This window comes from Stenotrophomonas sp. 14P6.2.3 (assembly GCF_057799055.1).
Map to the genome: position 1 here is coordinate 1 of NZ_JBYOLA010000015.1, position 24,511 is coordinate 24,511.

Consider the following 24,511-nt stretch of genomic DNA (forward strand, 5'->3'; position numbering starts at 1 on the left):
CCCCCTCAACCGGACCCACCCCGCCAACCCACAGGAAACCAGCTTTTGCTGTTGCTTGGGCTGTTGCTTCGGCCGTTGCCGTTGCCTCTGCGGGTGCAGGGCGCAGCCCTGCTCAGTAACCCCCTCGTGCACAATGAGTCGACCCCGCCTGGACGCCGTCTCGATGTCGAGCAAGCCGTATTCAGAAGCCTGCGAGCGCAATCGCGAACCCATCGCCGCTGCGCTCGACCCGTGGATGGGCGACCGCCACCGGGTGCTGGAGATCGGCAGTGGTACCGGCCAGCATGCGGCCTTCTTCGCCGAGCGCTGGCCATGGCTGCGCTGGCAGCCCAGCGACCATCCGGATCATCTTCAAGGGATCGAGGCCTGGCGCGCGGAGGCGGCGCTGTTGAACCTGCTGCCGCCGGTGGCGCTGCAGGTCGAGCTGCCACCGGCGACCGGCCTGAGCCTGCCGGAAGGCAGCACGTTCGATGCTGCATTCACTGCCAACACCCTGCACATCATGAGCTGGGAACACGTGCAGGCCCTGTTTGCCGCACTTCCACCCCTGCTGCGCCATGGCGCGCTGCTGGCGGTGTATGGCCCCTTCAATTACGGCGGCCGTTACAGCAGCGACAGTAACGCGCAATTCGATGGCTGGCTGAAAGCGCGTGATCCGCGTAGCGGCATTCGTGATGCCGAAGCCGTGCAGGCGCTGGCGGCGGACAACGGATTCACCCGGTTGGGTGATCTGGCCATGCCGGCCAACAACCGAGTGTTGTTGTGGCGCCTGGGGTGATCAGGCGTCGGGGGCCATGCTGGAAAGGCGGGTCGCCGCAGCACGCAGTCCCTTGAAAACAGGTTCGGACACGGTCGAAGGGAAGCCGCTTGGAAGCTGGCGTGTGACCTGTTCGATGGCAGGTTCCACGGTCTCCAGCAATGTCTCGATCCATGGTTCTGCGCCATCGGCTACGCCACAGGCGCGTGCGGTTTCGTTCCAGTGCCGGCGTCGCACAAGATGCAGTTTTCGATGGCGGTTCTTGCCCTCTACCGCCATGGCAAGCTGCGCGTTGTGCGGATCGAGTTGATTGGGCCCCCGGCCGAGGATGGGATATACCGACAGCACGTCGTAGACAGGAGTCAGACGGAAGCGCCCACCCGCGTCGATGTGGACGCTGAAGTTCTTTGCGTGGCCGTCGGTCGCGGCAAGCATCCAGAACAGGATCTGCGTCTTGAAGAAGGTTGCTCGATCCTCAGGCTGCTCGGATTGCCGAAGCAGATCCATGATGGCCACGATGCCGGGGCCGCCATCGGATTCGTACTTTCGGGCAGCGGGGAGGCCAAAGACCTGACACATATCTTCCTGCGGCAAGCGAAGCCACCACGTGCGATCCGCGGCCAGTCGCCGGTCGAAACGTTCGACGATCAGTGCACCTTGATCTTCAAAACGCCCCATCTGCGTATCCGCGACGGGAATACCAAAGGCGGCCAGCAGGTGCATGCACAGCCACTCGTTCTCCACGGACTGGTGCATGTCCGCACGCATGTTGCCGACGATACCCAACGGCAGCTTGAAGATGTGCGTGGACGGCGTACTTCCGGTAGGAATGCACCATTGACCATCGTGCAGCAGCAGGCCGGTCTTTTCCTGCGCTCCAGCGATGGAAATGCGGAACGCATCGTCGCTGGAAGAAGTGCCAGGCAATGCACTTGTTGTGACCTGGCGCAGGACTTCAGCGACGCCTGAGTCATTCAATGGTTCGAACGTTATCCGCTGGATGGCATCCGGTGTGCGCGAATGTGGCAACAGCTGCACCGCGCCCACACAATCCCGGCCAATGGCTTCAAGCAGATCGAACGTATTGCTGCTGCGCGTGGCGAACCGGTCGCGGATCCGGTTGCGGATGGTGACGTTATCGGGGAGAAGATTGTCGAAGTAGTCGTTGACGACCTGACCTTGATGGCTTTCACCGTCGGGCAGCAGGGGGAGCGAAAGGGACAGCGGTCGCGACTGCGTCGAACCAATCCATTGGCTGATGTAGGAAAGGCGGGATGCCCGGTTCCGCGCATCATCCCAGAGCGCTACCTCGACACCATTCATCCAGACCCGCAACGTACCCATGGCTTACCACTCCGAAGTCGACGTGTTTTCCCGGGGACTTCGCTGCTGCAGGCTGATTTCCAGGCCCAACACGGCCCAGACTCGCATCAATCGCTCGAAGCTGGCAGACGCTGGATCGCGTTCCAATGCGCCGACTGCCTGGCGGGAGATGCCCAGTCGCTCGGCAAGCTGTGCTTGACTCAGCCCGGCCTGGCGTCTGAACGCGCGCATCAGCGGCGCAAGTTGCTGCGGTGTTCTCACCGTATGCGGCGGCCTGTCCATACCGGCAGTCCTCGGGAAAGATGACCGTACGCCATCACGTACGCAAAGGATAGGTTGCTTTACGACACGCAACCTATCTCTTTCCTGCGCCACAGGCAACCTATGGATTGCCTTCTCAAAAGGCAATCAATAGGTTTCTTTTTGTAGTGTGCTACTACGCCACCTGCACGATATGCAGCGCCTTCGGGTTGCGCCACTGCGCCAGCAGCGCCGCTTCGCGGGCCTTGGCCTTTTCGAAGTGTGCTTCCTTGACGTGACCGAAGCCGCGGATGTGCTCGGGCACGCTGGCGATCTCCACTGCCAGTGCCAGGCGATCGTCATCCAGGCCATCCAGCAGCACCTGCACGGTCGCCTCGTAATCGCCGATCAGCTTGCGCTCCATGCGGCGCTCTTCCGTGCGGCCGAACACGTCGAAGCGGCCGCCACGCAGGAACTTCAGCTTGGCCAGCAGGCCGAATGCCTTGAACATCCACGGGCCATATTCCTTCTTCAGCAACCGGCCCTGTTCGTCCTTCTTCGCGAACAGCGGCGGCGCCAGATGGAAGCGCAGCTGGTAATCACCCTCGAACTGCTGCTGCAGGCGGCGCTGGAAATCGCCGCTGGTGTAAAGGCGGGCCACTTCGTACTCGTCCTTGTAAGCCATCAGCTTGAACAGGTAGCGGGCCACGGTTTCGGTCAATGCGGTGGACCCACCGATGCGCTCGGCTTCGGTCGCGCGCACGCGTTCGACCAGCGTGCGGTAGCGGTTGGCGTAGGCGGCATCCTGGTAGTCGGTCAGGAATGCCGAGCGGCGCTCGATCATCTCGTCCAGCGAGCGCGACAGGCGCGCGTCGTCCAACGGCAGGAAGGCGACATCGCCACCATGGGTCGGCAACCCACGCAGCTCGCGCTCGTCGCCGGTGTTGCGCGGTGCGGCGGTAGCGCCCCACTCGTTGCCTTCCCATTCGCCCGGCGGCAGTGCATGCAGCGGGCCTGGGGTATTTTCGGTGTCGGTATGGCGGTTGCGCACCACGCCTGCCGCCTGCTGCACGGCCTGCGGATCGACCGCGGCCAGGCGGCCCCAGGCAAAGGCCTGCTGGTTCATCGCCACCGCGGCGCCGTTGAGCTCGATGGCACGCATCAGCGACTCGAACGACAGCGGCACCAGGCCCTGCTGCCAGGCGTAGCCGAGGATGAACAGGTTGGCGGCGATCGCATCGCCGAGCAATGCGGTGGCTAGTTGGGTCGCGTCCAGCAGCAGCGGCTCTTCGCCACCCAGGGCCACGCGCACGCCGGCGATGATATCGGCGGCGGGGAACTGCATGTCCGGGCGGGTGGTGAACGTGCCCGGCATCGCTTCATAGGTGTTGAGCACCACCTGCGAACGGCCGGCACGCACCTTCGACAGTGCCCAATAGTCGTTCACCACCACCATGTCGCAGCCCAGCACCAGGTCGGCTTCGCCAGCGGCAATGCGCACGGCGTGGATATCCTCGGGGCGACGGGCGATGCGGATGTGCGTGGTCACCGCGCCACCCTTCTGCGCCAGGCCGGTCTGGTCGAGCACCGAGGCGCCCTTGCCCTCAAGGTGACCGGCCATGCCCAGCAGGGCGCCGATGGTCACCACGCCGGTGCCGCCAACGCCGGTGATCAGGATGTTCCAGGGCTGCTCCAGGGTGCCGCGCACCACCGGTGCCGGCAGGTTGTCCAGCAGCGTGGAGGCATCGCGCTTGCTGCCCTTGCGCGGCTGGCCACCGTGCACGGTGACGAAGCTCGGGCAGAACCCGTTGACGCAGGAATAGTCCTTGTTGCAGTTGGACTGGTCGATGTCGCGCTTGCGCCCGAACTCGGTTTCCTTTGGCAGCACCGACACGCAGAAGCTCTTCTTGCCGCAGTCGCCACAGCCTTCGCAGACCAGCGAATTGATCATCACCCGCTTCTGCGGATCTTCCAGCTTGCCGCGCTTGCGGCGACGGCGCTTCTCGGTGGCGCAGGTCTGTTCGTAGATCAGGATCGAAACACCCTTCACTTCGCGCAGGCGCTTCTGCACCGCGTCCAGCTCGCTGCGGTCATGGAACTCCACGTCGCTGGGGAAATGCTCGCGCTGGCGCGTCCACTTGGTGATGTTGTCCGACAGCACCATGATGGTGTGGATGCCCTCGGCACGCATCTGCTTTGCGATGTCCGGCACGCTCAGCGGACCGTCCACCGGCTGCCCGCCGGTCATCGCCACCGCGTCGTTGTAGAGGATCTTGTAGGTGATGTTGACGCCTGCCGCGATCGCCTGGCGGATCGCCAGCGATCCGCTGTGGAAATAGGTGCCGTCGCCCAGGTTCTGGAACACGTGCTGGGTATCGGTGAACGCGGCCTGCCCGGCCCACGTCACGCCTTCGCCACCCATGTGGGTGAAGGTGTCGGTGCTGCGGTCCATCCAGGTCACCATGTAATGGCAACCGATGCCGGCCAGCGCGCGCGAACCTTCAGGCACGGTGGTGGAGGTGTTGTGTGGGCAGCCGGAGCAGTAGTGCGGTACGCGCGGGAAGCTGGCGCGTGGCAACGCAAGCTCGGCTTCCTTTTCCTGCATCCACTGCAGGCGCTGCTCGATGGAGTCGTTGTTGAAGAACTTCTGGATGCGGCGACCGATCACGCCGGCGATGGTGGCCGGGGTCAGTTCGCCGGTGGACGGCAGGATCCACTCGCCGGCCTCGTCGTACTTGCCGACGATGGACGGGCGCTGGCCCCAGCTGGCCGGCCAGTTGAAGAACTGCTCCTTCATCTGGCGCTCGATGAAGGCACGCTTCTCCTCCACCACGATGATGTCTTCCAGGCCCTGCGCGAAGCGTGCAATGCCTTCCGGTTCCAGCGGCCAGGTCATGCCGACCTTGTACACGCGGATGCCGATGTCGGCGCAGGCCTGCTCGTCCAGGCCCAGGTATTCCAGCGCCTGCAGCACGTCCAGGTAGCTCTTGCCGGTGGTGACGATGCCCAGCCGCGCACGCGGTGCATCCATCACCACCTTGTCGATGCCGTTGGCACGTGCGAAGGCCTGCGCGGCTTTCACCGCGTAGCGGTGCAGGCGCATCTCCTGGTCCAGCGGCGGATCGGGCCAGCGGATGTTGAGGCCACCGACAGGCATGTCGAAGTCTTCCGGCAGCACGATGCGCCGGGCCAGCGGGTCGACCTCGACCGAGGCCGACGATTCCACCGTCTCGGCGATCGTCTTGAAGCCGACCCAGCGCCCGGTGTAACGGCTCATCGCCCAGCCGAGCAGGCCCATGTCGAGGATGTCCTGCACGCCGGCCGGGTTCAGCACCGGCATCATCGCGCTGACGAATTCGTCCTCGCTGCCATGCGGCAGGGTTGAGCTGCGGCAGGCGTGGTCATCGGCGGCCAGGGCCAGCACACCACCATGGCGCGAAGTGCCGGCGGCATTGGCGTGCTTGAACACGTCGCCGCAGCGGTCCACGCCCGGGCCCTTGCCGTACCACATGCCGAACACGCCCTGCACGTTGGCGCCGGGGAACAGGTTGGTCTGCTGGGTGCCCCACACCATGGTCGCGCCCAGGTCCTCGTTGAGGCCGGGGGTGAACTTCACCTTGGCCGCTTCCAGGTGCTTGCGCGCTCGCCACAGCTCCAGGTCGAAGCCGCCCAGCGGGCTGCCACGATAACCGCTGATGAAACCGGCGCTGTCGATGCCGGTGGCTTCGTCGCGCAGGCGCTGCATCAGCGGCAGCCGCACCAGCGCCTGCACGCCACTCAGGTAGATCCGTCCTTCGTTGCGGGTGTACTTGTGGTCGAGCGTGTAATCACGGTCGAGCAGGTCGGCGGAGGCGGGTGAGGTGAGTTGCGCGGTACTGGTCATGGCTGGCCTGGTCAGGATCGGCTGGCACCGGCCGCGCAGGTACACGCGGCGGGAAAGGCGCGAATTGTAACAGTGGGGGGCAAAAGCCCCGGCACTCGCGCCAAGGACGTGCTGGGGTTAGGATCGGGGTGAGAGAGGGAGGGTTGGTGTTTCAACCTTGGGGGAATCTGGATGTCAGTTGCAGGACAGTTCCTGGCCGGCGTGTTGCTGGTCTCGGGAGCGGCCACTGCGTGGGCCGCGCCGGCATTGCCGGCACCGCAGGAGTTCTATTTCGACAGCGACGCCGCCGCCGCGCCGATCATAGTGGTGCAGGGTGAAGGCGAAGACCTGGTGGCACAGCTGCTGAAGCACCGCGAGCGTGGCCGCAAGGGGCTGGAAGCCACGGCGCAGCTGGCGTCGGTGGCTATTGCGCAGGGGCGCGCGGAACTGGGCGACAAGCTCTATCGCGAGGCATTGGCCGAAGCGCCGGTGCAGAGCGCGCTGGGCCGCAGCGTACGCTGGAACTATGGCTGGGACCTGTTGCGGCAGGGCCAGGCGCTGGCCGCGCTGGAACAGTGGCAGGCCGCTGCCGGCACCCTGCGCAGCAATCCCGGCTGGGTTCCGCCGAGCTATGCGCTGGCGCTGTGGCGGGCCGGCCAGCAGCAGGAAGCAGTGAAGTGGTACGCCGCTGCCGTACGGACCGAGCCGGGGCAATGGCGCGACAGCAGTCGTTACGCGCAGCTGTTGCCGGGCTGGCGCGATGACGAACGCGCGACGTTGGCCGAAGTGCAGCAGGCCTGGGCGGCCGCGCCTCCAGCCTGGCCCTGAGGTTGGGGTTTGGCCGGGTTGCACCCGGCACCCGCAGAGGCAACGGCCAAAGCCTAAAGCCAAAGCCAAAGCGGTTTGCTGGGGGATGGCGGGGCACTGTGGGTTTGCGGGGCCGCCGTGAACCCATCCATGGGGGCTTGGTCGCGCCATCCATGGCGCTCACACCCCGCAAGCCCACAGTGCCCCACCTTCGACAGGTTCCTGGTGCTGTTGGTAGGTGTCGACCTTGGTCGACACGCAGATCCACGCCATGCGTGGATGAATATGCATTGGAATCGAATGATCGATATCTGATCGGAATGCGGCCGAGCGTGGGCTCGGCGCTACAAAAAGTGGCCAGCCAACCGCTTTTGCTTTTGCTCTTCTTTTTTCTTTTCCGTGGCTGGCCGCCCACGGAAACTGTCCGTGGCCGGGCGGGTAGGCTGCGCAGGGGCGTGAGCCGCATGGATGCGGCGACCGAGCTTACATGGACGTACTTGCAGCGACCCCTGCGCAGCCTATCCGCCCGGCCAACCCACAGCTGGCGCCTTCAGCGACCACCCACGAGGGGCTGTGCCGTTCGCAGGAAACCCTCAGTCGTCCGCGGACACCGTGCGCCCCGACGCCCACTCCCGCAACGCCGCCACCTGCTCGGCCATCAACACCGACAACGGCCGCGACGTGCGTATCTCGCCCATCAGCAGCTCGGTATCCAGTGGCCGGCCTTCGGCATGCGCCGAATACAGCCCCGCCACGATCGCCTGCTCGATCTCCGCACCGGAAAACCCGTTGGCCGCCGCTGCCAGTGCCGGCAGCGCGAAGTCGTCGGCATTGAGCTGGCGCCGCCCCAGATGCAGCCGCAGCAGTTCCACGCGCACATCGGCCGAGGGCAGGTCGACGAAGAAGATCTCGTCGAAGCGACCCTTGCGCAGCAGCTCGGCCGGCAGCTCGTGTACCTGGTTGGCGGTGGCCACGATGAACACCGGCGCCTTGCGCTCGGCCATCCAGGTCAGCAGGTAGCCGAGCACGCGGCGCGACACGCCGCCATCCTCGGTGCCGGTGGCCAGGCCCTTTTCGATCTCATCCATCCACAGCACGCATGGCGCCAGCTGCTCGGCCGAGGCCAGCGCCTGGCGCAGGTTGGCTTCGGTCTCGCCGTGGTACTTGTTGTACAGCGCGCCTACGTCCAAGCGCAGCAGCGGTACGCCAAAGCCGGCGGCGGTGGCCTTGGCCAGCATCGATTTGCCGCAGCCCTGCACGCCCAGCAGCAGCATGCCGCGTGGCGGGTCCAGCCCGGCCGGTGCCGAGCCGGCGATGAAGGCGACGCGACGCTGGTTGATCCAGCGCTTCAGCCGGTTGGCCCCGGCCACGTCGCCGAAACGGGCGCTGTCGTGCTCGAAGAACAGGTGGCCGCTGCGGTTGAGCAGCTCGAACTTCAGCCGCGCCAGCTGTGGCAGGTCGTCGTCGCGCAGCGCGCCATCGGCATAGATCAGCTGCCGCGCGATGCGCCGCGCATCGACCAGGCTCAGGCCCTGCAGGTTCTTCAGGATCTTCTTGACCGCCTCGCTGTCCACTTCCACCCGGCGCCCGCCGTGTTCGCGTGCATAGGCATCGGCTTCTTCGCGCAGCATCTTCAGCAGTGCATTGGCGTCGGGCAGGCGCGGGTTGAAGCGCACCGCCAGCGCTTCCAGTTCGGCCGGCAGTTCCACCTTGGCGCCGATCAGCACCAGTACGTGCGGTTCGCTGTGGCGGCGCTGGATCAGGTCACGCAGCGCGCGCTGGTGGCTGGCATAGCCCAGGTAGGGGTGGAAATCGAGCAGCAGGTACACCCCGCGCTGGTCGGCCTGGCGGATCATCTGCAGTGCGGCGCTGGCGTCGGGCGGGCCGACCGGCTCGTCCTCGCGCTCCAGGTCGATGCGGCGCAGGCCCTCGGTGATCGACCAGCGGTGCAGGGCCCGCCAGACATGCATCAGCGTCTGCCGGAACAGCTCGACGATGCGACCCTCATCCTGGGTCTCGACCACGATCAACGGCGTGTTGGCGCGGATCAGTGCGCTCAGGTCCTGCAGTTCGCTCATGGCGGTTCGGTCCTTCGGGGGCGCCACGATAGCAAAGGCCGGGGGCGCTGGTTCAGCACGGCTCTACCTTCCGTCACCATCGGCGGTGTACGCTCGGGGCACGTACCCGGAAGCGAGGCTGGCATGAAGACGATCCTGGTGGCCGGTTCCAAGGGCGGGGTGGGCAAGACCACCATCGCCACCCACCTGGCCGCGTACGCGGCATTGCAAGGCAAGGCCACGGTGATCGCCGATGCCGACCCGCAGGGCTCCAGCACGCGCTGGGCACAGCGCCGGGCCGGGCTGGAAAGCGCGGTGCTGCCGATCGATGTGTACCGCAAGAAGCAATGGGTGCAGAAGCTGCCCGACGGTACCGATACCGTGGTGATCGATGCACCGGCCGGCGCACTGGCCGACGATATCCCGCATTTCCTCGACGCTGCCGATGCCGTGGTGGTGCCGGTGCTGCCCTCGGCACTGGACATCGAAGCCATCGTTGGCTTCCTCAACAGCCTCGCCCAGGTACCCCGCGTGCACAGCCGCAAGCTGCCGGTCGGGCTGGTGCTGAACCGCACCAAGCCCTGGACCCAGACCTCGCAGCAGGCCCTGCAGATGCTGGGTGACTGGCCCTATCCGGTGGTCGCCCAACTGCGCGACAGCCAGAGCTATGTGGTCATGACCGGCCTGGGTCGCAGTCTTTTCGATTACCGCTCCGCCCAGGTGCGCGAGCACCAGGCCGACTGGGAACCCCTGTTGTCCTGGCTGAAACTGTAAGAGCCGTAGGTCTCCATCCCTTTATTGGAATCCCGCAATGCGCGAACTGATCCTGCTCCGCCACGCCCACGCCGAACCTGCCACTACCGGCCAGGCCGACCTCGACCGGCCGTTGTCGCCGGTGGGGCTCGCCGAAGCCGAAGCCGCCGGCAAGTGGCTGAAGGAGAACAACCTGCTGCCGGACTGCGTGCTGTGTTCCCCCTCGCGACGGACCCGCGAAACCCTGGAAGCGGTGATGGCGGCCATCGGCTATGTCGAAAAGCGCCTGGAAGACCGCATCTACGAGGCCACCCCCGGCACCCTGGCGGCGCTGGTGGACGAGCGCCGTGACCTGGACCGGGTGCTGATCGTCGGCCACAACCCCGGGCTGGAGCAGCTGGTGGCGTTGATGACCGATGGCACCAGCAGTGATTACCGCGGCATGCCGCCCGGCGGCGTGGCCGTGCTCGGTTTCGCCCGCGAGGCAACGATCGAGCCGGGCGTGGCCAGCCTGAATGCCTTCTGGTGGCCGTGAGCCGATGAGGTTGGCGTTGCCGGGCCGCTGCCTGCTGCCAGTCGTTCTGGCGATCGGCCCGGCCTGGGCCGCTGCACCGCCACCGACCGCGCTGCCGGCGGTCGTGGCCGAGTCGCCGCGTACGCTGCAGCTGGATGTGGTGCGCTCGCAGATCGGCTTTGAAGTCCGCACCCGCTTCGGCCAGCGTATCGAGGGCGTGTTCCCGCGGTTCGAGGGGCGCATCGAGGTGCTGTCCGATGGCCGTCACCAGGTCCACCTGAAGATGTTCACCCGCACCGTGGAGATCCCCGGCAAGGAACGCTATACCGGCTGGATGCGCGGCCCCGAGTTCTTCGACGCCGGTCGTTACCCCTTCGTCGAGTTCGACTCGCTGCCGTACTGGCCGGAGACGGTCGCCGACGGTGGCGGCATCGATGGCCGGCTGACCCTGCGCGGCGTCAGCCATCCGGAGACGCTCAAGGTCGAGAAAGCGGAATGTGCCCGACCCGGCTATGATTGCGACGTCGTCAGCCGCGGTACCGTGCAACGAGGCCGGTACGGCATGGACAGCTGGCAGCTTGCCTTGAGTGACCGAGTGACTTTCGTACTGCGTGCACGTCTCAGCGAGGCGTCGAAACCGTGAATCCATTGCTGCGTGTACTGGTGCTGGCAACCGTGTTGCTGGGCAGCGGCTGCGCGTCGCTGTCGCATGCCCAGCGTGATCGCGCCGAGGCGATCGCCGTACAGGCGCGCTCGACCCAGGTGGATTGCCAGCAGGCCGACCGCTGCGCGCTGGACTCGCCCCTGCGGGCCCTGGCCGGCCGGGCGTTCAGCGAATCGACCCCGGAACAGCCGCGGCACTATGCCACCCTGCTGGACGAGGGCGAAGGCGCGCTGGTCGCGCGCCTGAACCTGCTGCGCAGCGCCACCCGCAGCATCGACCTGCAGACCTACATCTTCGACAAGGACGACAGCGCCCGCCTGGTCATCGACGAGCTGCTGGCGGCGTCGCGGCGCGGGGTGAAGGTACGGCTGCTGATCGACCAGCTTTCGGCGATCTCCGACCTGCAGATCCTCGGCGCACTGGCCGGCGCCCACCAGAACTTCCAGCTGCGGGTCTACAACCCGACGTTCGGCAAGGCCCGGCTGAACTATTTCGACTATGCCGGCAGCGTGCTGTGCTGCTTCCGCCGCTTCAACCAGCGCATGCACAACAAGCTGCTGGTGGTTGACGATGCGATCGGCGTGGTCGGTGGGCGCAACTACCAGGACGACTATTACGACTGGGACCGCGAATACAACTTCCGCGACCGGGACGTGCTGATCGCCGGCCCCGAAGCACGCGCGATGGCGGCCAACTTCGATGCCTTCTGGCGCGCGCAGCGCAGCGTACCGGCCGAGCGCCTGAACGATGTCGGCCGTACCCTGCTCAAGCAGGGCGTGCCGGTGTTGCCGCCCGCGCAGTTCCGCAGGCCCGAGCGGGTGGAGCGGGTCAGCGAGGAAGCCAACGACGTCGACTTCGTCACCCGTTCGTTCGTGGACACCGCCTTGCCGGTCGCCTCGGTGCGCTATGTGGCCGATCTGCCGCGCAAGCATCGCCGCGAGCGCGCCGACGCACCCTTGGCCGGGCAGCATGTCACCGAGCCGCAGCTGGATGCACTGATCTCCAGTGCGCAGCACGAAGTGATCCTGCAGACGCCCTACCTGGTGCTGTCCAAGCCGGCACAGAAGCTGTTCCGCGAGCTGCGCAAGCGCCCGCAGCCACCGCGCGTGGTGGTGTCCAGCAACAGTCTGGCCGCCACCGACAACCCGATCGTGTATGCGCTGTCGTACAAGTACAAGCGGCGCAACATGCGCGAGCTGGGCTTCAACATTTTTGAATTCAAGCCGTTCCCGCTGGATGCTCCGGTCGATTACCGCAACCTGCTGCCCGACCCGATCGCGGCGCCGGGCAGCGATACCGGACGCAATCCGCTGATCGGTGGCAGCGCAGCAGGCAGCAATGCCGGTGGCGGCGGTGACGTGGTGGCTACTGCGGACGTGGATGACCCGCAGCCGCGGGTGATCCATCCGCGTACCGGCAGCGCCTATGAGAACGGTCGTGCGCGCCGGCGTGCCGCCGGCAGCGAAGTCGAGACCCGCCTGCTGCGTACCGAAACGCGCCCGTCGTTCCTGGGCAGCAAGGCGGTCAACAAACCGCTGCCGGTCACCCGCAAGGGCGCGCGCATGGGCCTGCATGCCAAGTCGCTGGTGGTCGACCGCCGTATCGGCGTGGTCGGTACCCACAACTTCGATCCGCGCAGCGAGAACTACAACACCGAAGGCGCGGTGATCATCGACGATCCGGCCTTCGCCGAGCAGCTGGCGCAGAGCATCCTGCGCGATACCCATCCGCAGAACTCCTGGACGGTGGCGCCGCGTGCCAAGCCGCCGGTCCTGTCCGGCCTGAACTACAGCGTCGGCAAGGCGTCCGAGGCGCTGCCGATCCTCGACTTCTGGCCATGGCGCTACGCCACCGACTACGAGTTCAAGCCGGGCCCGGAGTGTCCGCAGCCACTGCCGCGGCAGAGCGCTGATTTCCATCGCTGCTATGTCGCGGTGGGCGACTTCCCCGAGGTCAATGTCGGGCCGAAGTGGCTGCTGGTACGCATGCTGACCGCATTCGGCGCCGGCCTCGTTCCCATCCTCTGAAGGTAGCCGCATGACCCAGGTATTCCGCGAAGCCGTTTCCATCGAGCAGCTCAACGCACTCAGCCAGAACACCGCCATCAGCACCCTGGGCATCGTCTTCAGTGCCGCTGGCGAAGACTGGCTGCAGGCAACCATGCCGGTGGACGAGCGCACCCGCCAGCCGTACGGCATCCTGCACGGCGGTGCTTCGGTGGTGCTGGCCGAGACCCTGGGCAGCAGCGCCGGCAACCTCTGCGTGGATACCGCCAAGCAGATCTGCGTGGGCCTGGAGATCAACGCCAACCACGTACGCGCCGTGCGTTCGGGGACGGTCACCGGTACCGCGCGCGCGGTGCACGTGGGCCGCAGCACCCAGCTGTGGGAAATCCGCATCGAGGACGAGCAGGGCCGGCTGGTCTGCATCTCGCGGCTGACCCTGGCCGTGGTGGCGGCCGGGCACGGTTGAGCCCTGGCGACAGCAGTGACGGCGGCGGAACCCAGCGTTCCCCGCCGATGGCCGCCGTCAATGAGACTTATGGCCGAATTCGGCTGGCAGCGATGGCAGCCCTCCGGTATCGTGCGCGGATGACTTCCCCCACTCCGGCCCCCCGCGGCGGCGTGGCGCGTGTGTGCCGTTACCTGTACCGCGTACCGCTGCTGTTGGTCCACATCACCGTGTTCCTGCCGCTGATCCTGATCGGCATGCTTCCGCCATGGGGCGAGCTGCGCGTGGGCGACGATACCTTCGGCGCCAAGGTGGTGAACTGGTGGCAGGGCGGGCTGATGTGGATCTTCGGCTTCCGCCTGTCGCGTGTCGGCCAGCCGCTGCCGGGCGCGGTGCTGTTCGTTGCCAACCATGTCAGCTGGGTCGATATCTCCATCCTGCACAGCCAGCGCATGATGGGCTTTGTCGCCAAGCGCGAGATCGCCAGCTGGCCGGTGGTGGGCTGGCTTGCCGGGCGCGGCCAGACCATTTTCCACCAGCGTGGCAACACCGAATCACTCGGTGGGGTGATGCAGGTGATGGCCGACCGCCTGCGCGCCGGCAAGGCCGTGGGCGTGTTCCCGGAAGGGCGTACCCGTGGTGGCCACGACGTTGGCCCGTTCCACGCGCGCATCTTCCAGGCGGCAGTCGAAACCAGCGTACCGGTGCAGCCGGTGGCGCTGGTCTATGGCGTGCGCGGCGATGCACAGACCATCGTGGCCTTCGGCCCGGGCGAGAGTTTCTTCGCCAATTTCCTGCGCCTGCTCGGTGAGCCGGCGCGGCATACCGAAGTGCATTTCCTGGAGCCGATCGGCACCCAGGACCTGGAAGGCCGTCGGCGCATCGCGGAGACCTCGCGCGCGCGCATCGTGGCGGCCATGAGCGGGGACTGAGGCCATGGTGGCCGTTTTTCCGCCACCCACCCTCGACGCTGATGCGCCGATGCTCACCGCGTCCGACTATCAGCCGCCGCGCTGGCTGCGCAATCCGCACCTGCAGTCGATGCTCAGTTCCAGCCGCATGCGCCTGCAGCGCGGCCTGCTGCTGCTGGCTGCCACCGGCGCGGTCAGCGAAGAGCTGATCCTCGATGGCGGCGAGGGTGTGCGCCTGCAGGGCTGGCACAGCCATGTCGAAGGGCGCGAACCGCGTGGCATCGCCCTGTTGCTGCACGGCTGGGAAGGCAGCGCCGAATCCAGCTACATGCGCATGGCCGCTGCCCGCATGCTGGAGCAGGGGTTCGACGTGGTGCGGCTGAACTTCCGCGACCACGGCAACACCCATCACCTCAATCCCGGCATCTTCCACTCCAACCTCATCGACGAAGTGGTGCATGCCGCTGGCGATGTCGCCCAGCGCTGGCCCGATCTGCCGCTGGTTGCGGCCGGCTATTCGCTGGGTGGCAACTTCGTGCTGCGGCTGGCCCTGCGCGCGCCAGCCGCGGGCGTGCCGCTGCAGCACGTGGCCGCCGTCTGCCCGGTGCTGGACCCGGGGCTGACCATGGAGAACATCGAGAACGGCCCGGCAATGTACGACTGGTATTTCCGCCGCAAGTGGGCCGGCTCGCTGCGTCGCAAGCGCGATCTCTTCCCCGAACTGAGCGACTGCGACGACCGCGTGCTGAACATGGACATCCGTTCGCTTACCGCCTGGCTGGTCGAACGGCACACCACGTTTGGTTCGTTGCAGGCCTATTTCGATGGCTATTCCATCGCCGGCAACCGCCTGTCCACGCTGCAGGTACCTGCCGACATCCTGATGGCGCAGGACGATCCGGTGATCCCCTACGCGACCTTCCGCGATTGGCAGCTGCCGCAGCAGGCGCGGCTGGAAACCGCCTGCTGGGGCGGCCACTGTGGCTTCCTGGAAAACTGGCGCGGCGATGGTTTCTCCGAACGCTGGGTCGCACAGCGTCTGCGGCGGGTCCTGCCGGGCTGAACCGGCACCGGCGCGCGGCCCGCTACAATGCGGGTTTGACCTTGAACCGGACGGCCATGCAAGACCAGATCCTCCAAGCGTTGCGCCAGAACGATGCCGGCCAGGCCGTGCAGCTGGCCCAGGCGTGGACCCGTGACGAACCCGGCAAGGCCGAGGCCCACCGCTGGCTGGCGCTTGCGCTGCAGCAGCAGGGCAAGGCCGAGGCCGCAATGGAGGCGCTGCAGCAGGCGCTGCAGCTGGCGCCCGATGATGCGCAGCTGCACCTGCAGCACGCCGGCCTGCTGCTGGCACTGCGCCAGTTCGACGGTGCAGATGAAGCCCTGCTGCGCACAACCGGGCTGGACCCCAACGCCTTCCCCGCCTACCTGATGCAGGCGCACCTGGCGGTGGGCCGCAACGATTTCGACGAGGCCCAGCGGCTGTCGACCCTCGCATCGCGGCTGGAGCCGGACCATCCGGAACTGCTGACCATCGATGGCATGGTCGCGCTGCGTCGTGGCGACGCCGACCGCGCGCTGGCCCTGCTGTCGGCGGCCAGCCAGGCGCTGCCGGACGATACCCGCGTGCTGTACGCACTGGGCTTTGCCTATCTGGGCAAGGACATGCTGGCGTTCGCCGAGCAGGCGTTCCGTCGCGTACTCGCGTTGAACCCGAAGATGTCCTCGCTGCACGGCATGGTGGTGCAGCTGGCATTGCGCCAGGGCAACGTCGAGGCCGCCGCCGAGGCAATGCAGCAGGCGCTGCAGCAGCCGGAGCTGGATGTACCGCCGATGCGCCGCCTGGCCGGCGAGCTGGCACTGCGCAGTGGCCAGCCGCTGCAGGCGCTGGAGCATCTGCTGCCGCTGCTGCAATCGCTGCAGGGTGAGCGCCAGGTGCTGCAGCTGCTGCTGATGTCCTGGCAGCGCCTGGGCCGCGAAGATGAAGCCCGTGCACGCCTGGATGAGGCTCTGGAAAGCAATGACCAGCTGCATGACCTGTGGCTGGCACGACTGGCCGTGGAAGACGTCGGCAGTGCCGGCGCCGTGGCCGTCGTGGAGCGCTGGATGGCAGCGATGCCCGGCCACCTGCCGGCGCTGGAAGCGCGCATGCGCCTGCATGACATGGCCGGTGAACACGAGCAGGGCGAAGCCATCGCCGAGCGCATCACCACCCTGGAACCGGGCCGCGTCAGCGGTGAAAGCCGTCGTGTCGAGGGTCTGCTGCAGCGTGACCCAGCCGCCGCCGTGGAGCGCGTGCAGGCCTTGATCGCGCAGGCACCGGAGGGACACCGCGCCGACCTGCGGACCTGGCTGGGCGAAATCCAGGATCGCGCCGGGCAGCCGGAAGAAGCGCTGCGTACGTGGATGGCGCTGCAGACCGACCAGGCCTCGCAGCGGCTGCCGCTGCCGCCGCAGGCCAAGGCACCGCCAAGCTGGCCGGAGATGGCCAGCATCGATGAAGCGACGCGCGACAGCGGCTCGGCACCGATCTTTCTGTGGGGCGCCCCGGGTTCGGGCGTGGAGCGGGTGGCAACCGGCCTGGCCGCTGCCAGCCCGGTACTGCGCAGCGACCGTTACACCGCCAATCCACCCGACGATGCCTTCCAGAACTACAACACGCTGCAGGACCTGGCGTCGGGCGTGCTGAGCCCGGAACGCCTGGTCGAGCGTTGGCGCGAGAACCTGCCGGCCCGCGGCCTGGAAAGCGACACCGTGATCGACTGGCTGCTGTGGTGGGACAACGCGCTGTTGTGGGCATTGCGCCCGCAGCTGCCGCAGGGCCGCCTGCTGCTGGTGCTGCGCGACCCGCGCGACATGCTGCTGGACTGGGTCGCCTATGGTGCCGCAGCACCGCTGGCGATGACCTCGATGGCCGAAGCCGGGCAGTGGCTGGTGCGTTCCCTGACCCAGATCGCCGCACTGCACGAAGAAGACCTGTATCCGCACGTGCTGCTGCGCATCGACGAGATCGGCAACGATGCACATGCGATGGCCGACCTGCTGGGCCGCGTGTTCGGACGTCCGATGCCGCCGGCTGCACAGCTGGGCGCGCCGCGCCTGCCTGCCGGCCACTGGCGCAAGTATCGCGACGTGATGGGCGCCGCCTTCGCCCAGCTCACCCCGGTCGCGGTGCGATTGGGTTACCCGGAAGAGTGAGGAGCATCAGATGCAACTGAGCAGTCACAGCCTGGTCAACGCTGCGCCGATCGACCGTGAGTTCGCCGCTGGCGATGCTGACGGCTTCGCCCCCGACCGCAACCCGCACCTGGCCTGGAGCGGCGTGCCCGACGGCACCCGCTCGTTCCTGCTGGTATGCGTGGACCCGGACGTACCGACGGTGCCGGAGACGGTGGGCCGCGATGACATGAGCGTGCCGCGCGACCAGCCGCGCGGCGATTTCGTGCACTGGGTGATGGCCGACATCCCGGCCTCGGTGCAGGAGATCGCCGCGGGCAGCTGCAGCGATGGCTTCGTGCTGAAGGGCAAGACCGCGCCGGCCGGCCCGGCCGGCAGCCGCCAGGGCCTGAACGATTTCACCGGCTGGTTCGCCGGCAATCCGGACATGGCCGGTGACTACCTCGGCTACGACGGCCCGTACCCACCGTTCAACGACGAGCGCGTGCATCGCTACTTCTTCCGCGTGTTCGCGCTGGACATCGCCTCGCTGCCGCTGCCGGAGCGCTTCACCGCCGCCGATGCGTACCGCGCCATGCACGGCCACGTGCTGGCCGAAGCAGCGTTGCACGGCACCTACACGTTGAACCCGGCATTGGCCTGATACCAGGCTTCGGGTAGTGCCGGCCGCTGGCCGGCATCCGCTGTACGTGGCAGCCGGCCAGCGGCCGGCTCTACCCGGAAACGACGAAGGGCGGCCAGTGGCCGCCCTTTTCATTTCACCGGCAGCGGCGCGGGTTTGAATATCGCCGTGTCGCCATGCACGTTGCGCAGGACCAGGCTGCCGTTGTCGTCCAGTGCGAGCGTCGGGGCCGGCCGGCCATTGACCAGTGTGCTGGCACGCCGTTGCTGCTCGGTAACCTCGGCGCGTATGCAGCCGGCAGTGGTAACAACCCCGTTCTCCAAGATCAGCCGGTCGCCCTGCAGCTGATACTGGCTGCTTGCGTAGTTGCACAGGTTCAACTCGCTCATGTAGCCGGGCTGGAAGCGCAGGGTGTACGGCGCCCGGCCCCTGACGAACAGCGCGTCGATGCGCTTGCCCTGCGCGTCGGTGGCGCGTGCGAGCTGCCACAGATGGGCTTCAAGCTGGTCGGTGGTGGGTGTGCTGGCGGCGTATGCACTGCTGCCACTACCGATGGCCAGCAAGGCCAGCGCGAGCATGTACGTCCGTTTCATGTCGGTCTCCTTGATGCATATGGGTAGTGCCGGCCGCTGGCCGGCATGTTCCGTATGTCGCCGGAGCTGTGCGCAGCAGCCGGCCAGCGGCCGGCTCTACCCACAACGAAGAAGGGCGACCTCGCGGCCGCCCTTCTGCATTACTTCTTCTCGATGGCCGACTCGACCACCATGTCCAGCACGTACGCCTGCGACGGCGCATCGGCCGGCGGGTTCTTCACTTCGTAGCGCTTCACACGCACCACGTTGCGCACGCCGTCTTCGTGGGTGTAGCCCTCGATGCTGCCGTAGAAGTTCTCGAACGCGCCCGGCTCACCCTGCTTCAGGCCCTTGTCGTCGAACTTCACTTCGCGCACCTGCAGGCACTGGTAATCCGGGATCAGCGGGTGCGAGCACTTCTCGGTCTTCGCCGCCACTTCCAGGAACACGGTTTCGCCAGCGCCGCCGTAGCGGGTTTCAGCGGTCGGTTCCGGATTGAACACCAGCACGTCGCCCTTGGCGGTGGTCAGGGTCAGCACGCCGTTGCCGTCCTGTTCGGCCTTCAGTTCGCCCTGCAGGCGGCTGGAGACGGCTTCGTCCAGCGCCATCAATGCCTTGTCGGTGCAGGCCATCATGGTCGAGGCCATGGCGCTGACACTCAGCTTGCCGTCGGCCAGGGTGTAGCCGCCGCCCATGCGGTTGCAGGTGTTGCTGACCGACAGGCGGCCATCAGCGAAGTCCAGGGTGACCGGCTTGTCTTCGCGGGCGAACAGCGCATCGATGCGCTTGCCATCGGCCGCGGTGGCCTGCTGCAGCAGCCAGTGCTGGCTCTGCAGGCGCTGCGCATCCAGGTGAGCCAGCGCCTTCTGGTCGCCGGCCTTGGCCGCCGCCGGGGCCAGGTCGTCACCACCGGTACCGGCCGGGGCGGGGGTCTGGCTGCAGGCGGCCAGCAGGGCCAGCGGGAGGAGCAGGGTGAGCTTGCGGTTCATGGTGATTCTCCTTGGGGAACCGAGGGGGAAACGGATCGGGGCCGGCATCGGGGTTACCGTGCCCCGGCGCTGTTCAGCTGCCGGACGGCAACCACAGCAGCAACGCAGCGCCCAGGGCGATGCGGTAAATCGCGAAGGCCGTGAAACGGTGCGACTTGATGTAGCCCATCAGCCACTTCACTACGACGAAGCCGGTGATGGCAGCGGCAACGAAGGCGACGCCGACGTCGGTCCAGTTCTCGCTGGCCAGGTTTCCTTCCTTGGCCAGTTCCAGGAAGGTGTAGGCGCTGGCGGCGAACATGGTGGGAATGCCGACCAGGAACACGAACTCGGCGGCGGCCGCGCGGCGGCTCAGGCCCAGCAGCATGGCCAGGAAGATCGCCGAGGCCGAGCGCGAGGTACCCGGGAACACACCTGCCACCACCTGCGCCAGGCCGACGCCGATGGCCACCGTCCAGGTCACCTGGTCGCGGTCGGGCAGGCGCGCGGTATAGGCCTCCACCAGCAGCATCCAGATGCCGCCGATGATCAGCGCCCAGGCCACCGGGCTGACGGTTTCCGGCAGCGACCAGCCGGCCTTGCGCACTACCAGGCCGACCACGGCGGTCACCAGGAAGGCCGCGCCGAGCTTGAACACGTACTCGCGGTTCTCGCGCTGGCCGAAGCCGGTGGCCAGCTGCAGCAGGCGCTGCCGGAACACCAGTACCACGGCCAGGATCGCACCGGCCTGGATGATGATGTTGAAGAAGTCCGATCGCGCGCCCAGCCAGTGCTGGGCGATCAGCAGGTGGCCGGTGCTGGAGATCGGCAGGAATTCGGTCAAGCCTTCGAGGATGCCCAGCAGCAGGGCGGAGAGCAGATCGGACATGGACGGTGCGGGCGCGGGCGGCGGAAGAAGCTCGAAAGAATAGACGATCCATGCCGCACCAAACGGGTGCGTCTTGTCATCGGCGCACCCGTTTGGTGCGCATGGTTCTGCACCCCGCTGGGGCGGTGGCTTTGAAATCAACGACTTGTGAAGGCCGAAAAGTTGGCACGGTCATTGCTGTACCTCAGCAGGCATTCATTCCCATCCGAGGTCGTACCGATGTCCGTGGAAACCGTAGAGAAGCTGATCAAGGACAACCAGATCGAGTTCGTCGATCTGCGCTTCGTCGACATGCGTGGTGTCGAACAGCATGTGACCTTCCCGGTCAGCATCGTCGAGCCGTCGCTGTTTGAAGAAGGCAAGATGTTCGATGGCAGCTCGATCGCCGGCTGGAAGGGCATCAACGAGTCGGACATGGTGCTGCTGCCGGATACCGCCAGCGCCTACGTCGACCCGTTCTACGCCGATCCGACCATCGTGATCAGCTGCGACATCCTCGATCCGGCCACCATGCAGCCGTATGGCCGTTGCCCGCGCGGCATCGCCAAGCGTGCCGAGTCCTACCTGAAGTCCTCGGGCATTGCCGAAACCGCGTTCTTCGGCCCGGAGCCGGAGTTCTTCATCTTCGATTCGGTGCGCTTCGCCAATGAAATGGGTCACACCTTCTTCCAGGTCGATTCGGAAGAAGCGGCGTGGAACAGCGGCGCAAAGTACGACGGCGCCAACAGCGGCTACCGTCCGGGCGTGAAGGGCGGTTACTTCCCGGTGCCGCCGACCGACACCCTGCATGACCTGCGTGCGGAGATGTGCAAGACCCTGGAACAGGTCGGCATCGAAGTGGAAGTGCAGCACCACGAAGTGGCCACCGCCGGCCAGTGCGAGATCGGCACCAAGTTCAGCACCCTGGTGCAGAAGGCCGACGAACTGCTGCGGATGAAGTACGTCATCAAGAACGTCGCCCACCGCAACGGCAAGACCGTCACCTTCATGCCCAAGCCGATCGTCGGCGACAACGGCAGCGGCATGCACGTGCACCAGTCGCTGTCCAAGGGCGGCACCAACCTGTTCTCCGGTGACGGCTACGGCGGCCTGAGCCAGATGGCGCTGTGGTACATCGGCGGCATCTTCAAGCACGCCAAGGCCATCAACGCCTTCGCCAACTCGGGTACCAACAGCTACAAGCGCCTGGTGCCGGGTTACGAAGCCCCGGTGATGCTGGCCTACTCGGCGCGCAACCGTTCGGCCTCGTGCCGCATTCCGTGGGTGTCCAACCCGAAGGCGCGTCGCATCGAAATGCGCTTCCCCGATCCGATCCAGTCGGGCTACCTGACCTTCACCGCGCTGATGATGGCCGGCCTGGACGGCATCAAGAACCAGATCGACCCGGGCGCACCGAGCGACAAGGATCTGTACGACCTGCCGCCGGAAGAAGAGAAGCTGATCCCGCAGGTCTGCTCCTCGCTGGACCAGGCCCTGGAAGCGCTGGACAAGGACCGTGAGTTCCTCAAGGCCGGTGGCGTGATGAGCGATGACTTCATCGACGGCTACATCGCGCTGAAGATGCAGGAAGTGACCAAGTTCCGCGCGGCGACCCACCCGCTGGAATACCAGCTGTACTACGCCAGCTGACCGGTTGCGATGGCGGTGGGTAACCCCTCCCACCCGCCGCCATCGCATCCGTCTTCGCGGCTGGGGAGCCGCGGTCAGATCGGGGTCGTTGCACGGGGTCGGATCCCTTTCATGCATGAAAGGGCTCTGACCCCACGCCAAGGACCCCCGATCCAGGGGCAAGAGAGAGACCGGATACGTGACATGGGCCGCCCTCCCTCCCGCGTCGGCCGTGCAAGGAGAGAGGCACGGCTGTCCCGGCCCGGTTCGTGTCCGGTGCAACAGCCACGGCCATCACCACGATGGCCCGTGGTTGCCTGATGCCATCGCGCGCTCGCGCGCTGGCCCCATCCACCATCGGGACATGCGCATGAAACTGATCTCCGCCATCATCCGACCGTTCAAGCTCGACGAGGTCCGCGAGGCCCTGTCCGATGCCGGCGTGTCGGGCATCACCGTGACCGAAGTGAAAGGCTTCGGCCGCCAGAAGGGCCACACCGAGCTGTATCGCGGTGCCGAGTACGTTGTCGACTTCCTGCCCAAGATCAAGATCGAAACCGTCGTCACCGACGAGCGTGCCGACGCCGTGATCGAAGCGATCCAGTCGTCTGCAGGCACCGGCAAGATCGGCGACGGCAAGATCTTCGTGACCGCTGTCGAGCAGGTCATCCGCATCCGCACCGGCGAAATCGGCGCTGACGCGCTGTAAACCCCCTTCCGGAGACTCCCCCATGAAGATGCGCCTTCTCACCGGGTGGCAAGCCCGGTTCCATCTGGTGTGCCTGCTGATGCTGCTCAGCGCGCTGGCCGCCGGTATCTGGCCAGGCAGTGCACATGCCCAGGCCCAGGTCACGCCGTTGCAGAGCGAGGCCGTGGCCGTCGAGCCCTTGCAGGACCCGACTGCCGCTGCGCCGGCTGCTGCCGAAGCGGTGGCTGCGCCCGCCTATGACCATGGCGACGTCGCCTGGATGCTCACCTCCACCCTGCTGGTGCTGTTGATGGTGGTGCCGGGCCTGGCCCTGTTCTACGGCGGCCTGGTGCGCTCGAAGAACGTGCTGTCGGTGCTCAGCCAGATCCTCGTGGTGTTCTCGCTGGTGCTGCTGCTGTGGGTGGCCTATGGCTACAGCGCAGTGTTCAGCGCCGGCAATCCGTTCTTCGGCTCATTCACCGAATTCGCCTTCCTCAAGGGCTTCACCCCGGAGTCTGTGGGCAACACGCCGATCAAGGGCCTGCCGGACTACCTGTTCGTCGCCTTCCAGTCGACCTTCGCCGGCATCACCACGGCGCTGATCGTCGGTGCCTTCGCCGAGCGCATCAAGTTCCGCGCGGTGCTGCTGTTCTCGGCGCTGTGGTTCACCCTCAGCTACATCCCGATGGCGCACATCGTCTGGGGTGGTGGTTACCTGGGTGAGATGGGCGCGATCGATTTCGCTGGTGGCACCGTGGTGCACATCAACGCCGGCGTAGCCGGTCTGGTCGCTGCATGGTTCGTCGGCAAGCGCCTGGGCTACGGGCAGACCGCACTGAAGCCGCACAACGTGCCGTTCACCTATATCGGCGCGATGCTGCTGTGGGTCGGCTGGTTCGGCTTCAATGCCGGTTCGGCCGCTGCCGCCGACACCGTCGCCTCGCTGGCCTTCCTCAACACTGTGCTGGCCACGGCCGCAGCGGTGCTGGGTTGGACGCTGGTTGAAGCCATCAGCAAAGGCAAGCCGTCGGCACTGGGCGCAGCCTCAGGTGCGGTGGCGGGTCTGGTCGGCATCACCCCGGCGTGCGGCACTGTTGGCCCGCTCGGCGCGATCGTCATCGGCCTGGTTGCTGGCGTGGTCTGCGTGTGGGGCGTGACCGGCCTCAAGCGCCTGCTGAAGGTGGACGACACCGCCGACGTGTTCGGTGTGCATGGCGTGGGCGGCATCGTCGGCGCAATCCTCACCGGTGTGTTCAGCGCGCAGTCGCTGGGCGGCACCAAGGCCGATCTGGATATCGGCCACCAGGTGTGGGTGCAGGTGGTCAGCGTCGGCCTCACCGTGGTCTGGTCGGCCGTGGTGACCGCAGCCATCCTGCTGCTGGTCAAGGTGGTGGTCGGCCTGCGGGTGACCGAGGAGGCCGAGCGTACCGGCCTGGATGTGACCTCGCACGGTGAATCGGCCTACGAGGCCTGATGCATCTACATGGTGGGTGCCGACCGTTGGTCGGCACTGCACCTGCTCTGGTAGGTGCCAAGCTTGCTTGGCACTGCTCCTGCTCCGGACTGCTCTGCCCTGGTGGGTGCCGACCGTTGGTCGGCACGGTCGGTGGCCCAGCCACGCATGGCGTGGCTCTACTGCATCGTCCGC

General features: G+C 66.6%; 21 protein-coding genes. 14 read left to right on the forward strand and 7 right to left on the reverse strand.

What is annotated here, in order from left to right; all coding sequences use genetic code 11:
* Nucleotides 1–163 precede the first annotated feature (163 nt).
* A complete protein-coding gene (locus AC27VL_RS13045; protein WP_100554339.1) occupies nt 164–778 on the forward strand; it encodes a DUF938 domain-containing protein in 615 nt (204 codons plus the stop codon).
* Here the strand turns inward: AC27VL_RS13045 and AC27VL_RS13050 are convergent, their stop codons facing one another.
* The 3 genes from AC27VL_RS13050 to AC27VL_RS13060 all read right to left on the reverse strand — a co-directional run bounded on the left by AC27VL_RS13050 (nt 779) and on the right by AC27VL_RS13060 (nt 6,203).
* The gene (locus tag AC27VL_RS13050) at nt 779–2,101 is read right to left on the reverse strand and encodes a type II toxin-antitoxin system HipA family toxin (protein WP_100554340.1); all 1,323 of its coding nucleotides are present in this window, start codon (nt 2,099–2,101) and stop codon (nt 779–781) included.
* 3 nt (nt 2,102–2,104) lie between these two features.
* Nucleotides 2,105–2,362, reverse strand: a complete 258-nt coding sequence (locus AC27VL_RS13055; RefSeq protein ID WP_089241740.1) for a helix-turn-helix domain-containing protein — start codon at nt 2,360–2,362, stop codon at nt 2,105–2,107.
* Nucleotides 2,363–2,516: 154 nt separating this feature from the next.
* Nucleotides 2,517–6,203: an indolepyruvate ferredoxin oxidoreductase family protein gene (locus tag AC27VL_RS13060; RefSeq protein WP_488766820.1), complete on the reverse strand. Its 3,687-nt coding sequence runs from the start codon at nt 6,201–6,203 to the stop codon at nt 2,517–2,519.
* A gap of 171 nt (nt 6,204–6,374) precedes the next feature.
* Here AC27VL_RS13060 and AC27VL_RS13065 point away from each other — a divergent pair, with 171 nt between their 5' ends.
* Nucleotides 6,375–7,010 carry a tetratricopeptide repeat protein gene (locus AC27VL_RS13065; RefSeq protein ID WP_346559012.1) on the forward strand — a complete coding sequence of 212 codons (636 nt, stop codon included), beginning with the start codon at nt 6,375–6,377 and terminating at the stop codon, nt 7,008–7,010.
* A gap of 572 nt (nt 7,011–7,582) precedes the next feature.
* Here AC27VL_RS13065 and AC27VL_RS13070 read toward each other — a convergent pair.
* On the reverse strand, nt 7,583–9,067 hold the full coding sequence (locus AC27VL_RS13070) for an AAA family ATPase (RefSeq protein ID WP_100554343.1): 1,485 nt from the start codon (nt 9,065–9,067) through the stop codon (nt 7,583–7,585).
* A 123-nt stretch (nt 9,068–9,190) separates the two neighbouring features.
* On the opposite strand from AC27VL_RS13070, the gene AC27VL_RS13075 reads away from it, so the two are divergent.
* From AC27VL_RS13075 to AC27VL_RS13115, 9 genes are all read left to right on the forward strand, one after another.
* Nucleotides 9,191–9,820 (forward strand): ParA family protein, encoded by a 630-nt coding sequence (locus AC27VL_RS13075; RefSeq protein WP_100554344.1) that lies wholly within the window; start codon nt 9,191–9,193, stop codon nt 9,818–9,820.
* A gap of 37 nt (nt 9,821–9,857) precedes the next feature.
* A complete protein-coding gene (locus AC27VL_RS13080) occupies nt 9,858–10,334 on the forward strand; it encodes a SixA phosphatase family protein (protein WP_032977995.1) in 477 nt (158 codons plus the stop codon).
* A 4-nt stretch (nt 10,335–10,338) separates the two neighbouring features.
* The gene (locus AC27VL_RS13085; RefSeq protein WP_089241730.1) at nt 10,339–10,956 is read left to right on the forward strand and encodes a YceI family protein; all 618 of its coding nucleotides are present in this window, start codon (nt 10,339–10,341) and stop codon (nt 10,954–10,956) included.
* Nucleotides 10,953–13,004, forward strand: a complete 2,052-nt coding sequence (locus AC27VL_RS13090; protein WP_100554346.1) for a phospholipase D family protein — start codon at nt 10,953–10,955, stop codon at nt 13,002–13,004. Before AC27VL_RS13085 ends, AC27VL_RS13090 begins: the two co-directional genes overlap by 4 nt.
* A 10-nt stretch (nt 13,005–13,014) precedes the next feature.
* Nucleotides 13,015–13,449, forward strand: a complete 435-nt coding sequence (locus AC27VL_RS13095; RefSeq protein ID WP_089241726.1) for a hotdog fold thioesterase — start codon at nt 13,015–13,017, stop codon at nt 13,447–13,449.
* A gap of 119 nt (nt 13,450–13,568) precedes the next feature.
* Nucleotides 13,569–14,360, forward strand: a complete 792-nt coding sequence (locus tag AC27VL_RS13100) for a lysophospholipid acyltransferase family protein (protein ID WP_100461795.1) — start codon at nt 13,569–13,571, stop codon at nt 14,358–14,360.
* Between the two features lie 7 nt (nt 14,361–14,367).
* Entirely contained in the window at nt 14,368–15,402 is a 1,035-nt protein-coding gene (locus AC27VL_RS13105) for a YheT family hydrolase (RefSeq protein WP_100554514.1), read from the forward strand.
* A 56-nt stretch (nt 15,403–15,458) separates the two neighbouring features.
* Nucleotides 15,459–17,537: a tetratricopeptide repeat protein gene (locus tag AC27VL_RS13110; protein ID WP_488766825.1), complete on the forward strand. Its 2,079-nt coding sequence runs from the start codon at nt 15,459–15,461 to the stop codon at nt 17,535–17,537.
* A 10-nt stretch (nt 17,538–17,547) separates the two neighbouring features.
* The gene (locus AC27VL_RS13115) at nt 17,548–18,159 is read left to right on the forward strand and encodes a YbhB/YbcL family Raf kinase inhibitor-like protein (protein WP_488766827.1); all 612 of its coding nucleotides are present in this window, start codon (nt 17,548–17,550) and stop codon (nt 18,157–18,159) included.
* Nucleotides 18,160–18,269: 110 nt separating this feature from the next.
* Here AC27VL_RS13115 and AC27VL_RS13120 read toward each other — a convergent pair whose 3' ends face one another.
* The 3 genes from AC27VL_RS13120 to AC27VL_RS13130 all read right to left on the reverse strand — a co-directional run bounded on the left by AC27VL_RS13120 (nt 18,270) and on the right by AC27VL_RS13130 (nt 20,567).
* On the reverse strand, nt 18,270–18,731 hold the full coding sequence (locus AC27VL_RS13120; RefSeq protein WP_488766829.1) for an META domain-containing protein: 462 nt from the start codon (nt 18,729–18,731) through the stop codon (nt 18,270–18,272).
* Nucleotides 18,732–18,871: 140 nt separating this feature from the next.
* The gene (locus AC27VL_RS13125) at nt 18,872–19,699 is read right to left on the reverse strand and encodes an META domain-containing protein (RefSeq protein ID WP_488766830.1); all 828 of its coding nucleotides are present in this window, start codon (nt 19,697–19,699) and stop codon (nt 18,872–18,874) included.
* Nucleotides 19,700–19,772: 73 nt separating this feature from the next.
* Nucleotides 19,773–20,567, reverse strand: coding sequence for an undecaprenyl-diphosphate phosphatase (locus AC27VL_RS13130; RefSeq protein ID WP_180164621.1), 795 nt, complete (start codon nt 20,565–20,567; stop codon nt 19,773–19,775).
* A gap of 219 nt (nt 20,568–20,786) precedes the next feature.
* Here AC27VL_RS13130 and glnA point away from each other — a divergent pair, with 219 nt between their 5' ends.
* The 3 genes from glnA (at nt 20,787) to AC27VL_RS13145 (ending at nt 24,337) form a co-directional block, all read left to right on the forward strand.
* Nucleotides 20,787–22,196: a type I glutamate--ammonia ligase gene (gene glnA, locus AC27VL_RS13135; protein WP_099819516.1), complete on the forward strand. Its 1,410-nt coding sequence runs from the start codon at nt 20,787–20,789 to the stop codon at nt 22,194–22,196.
* 349 nt (nt 22,197–22,545) lie between these two features.
* The gene (locus AC27VL_RS13140) at nt 22,546–22,884 is read left to right on the forward strand and encodes a P-II family nitrogen regulator (protein WP_004134334.1); all 339 of its coding nucleotides are present in this window, start codon (nt 22,546–22,548) and stop codon (nt 22,882–22,884) included.
* A gap of 22 nt (nt 22,885–22,906) precedes the next feature.
* Nucleotides 22,907–24,337, forward strand: a complete 1,431-nt coding sequence (locus AC27VL_RS13145; RefSeq protein WP_089241711.1) for an ammonium transporter — start codon at nt 22,907–22,909, stop codon at nt 24,335–24,337.
* Nucleotides 24,338–24,511 lie beyond the last annotated feature (174 nt).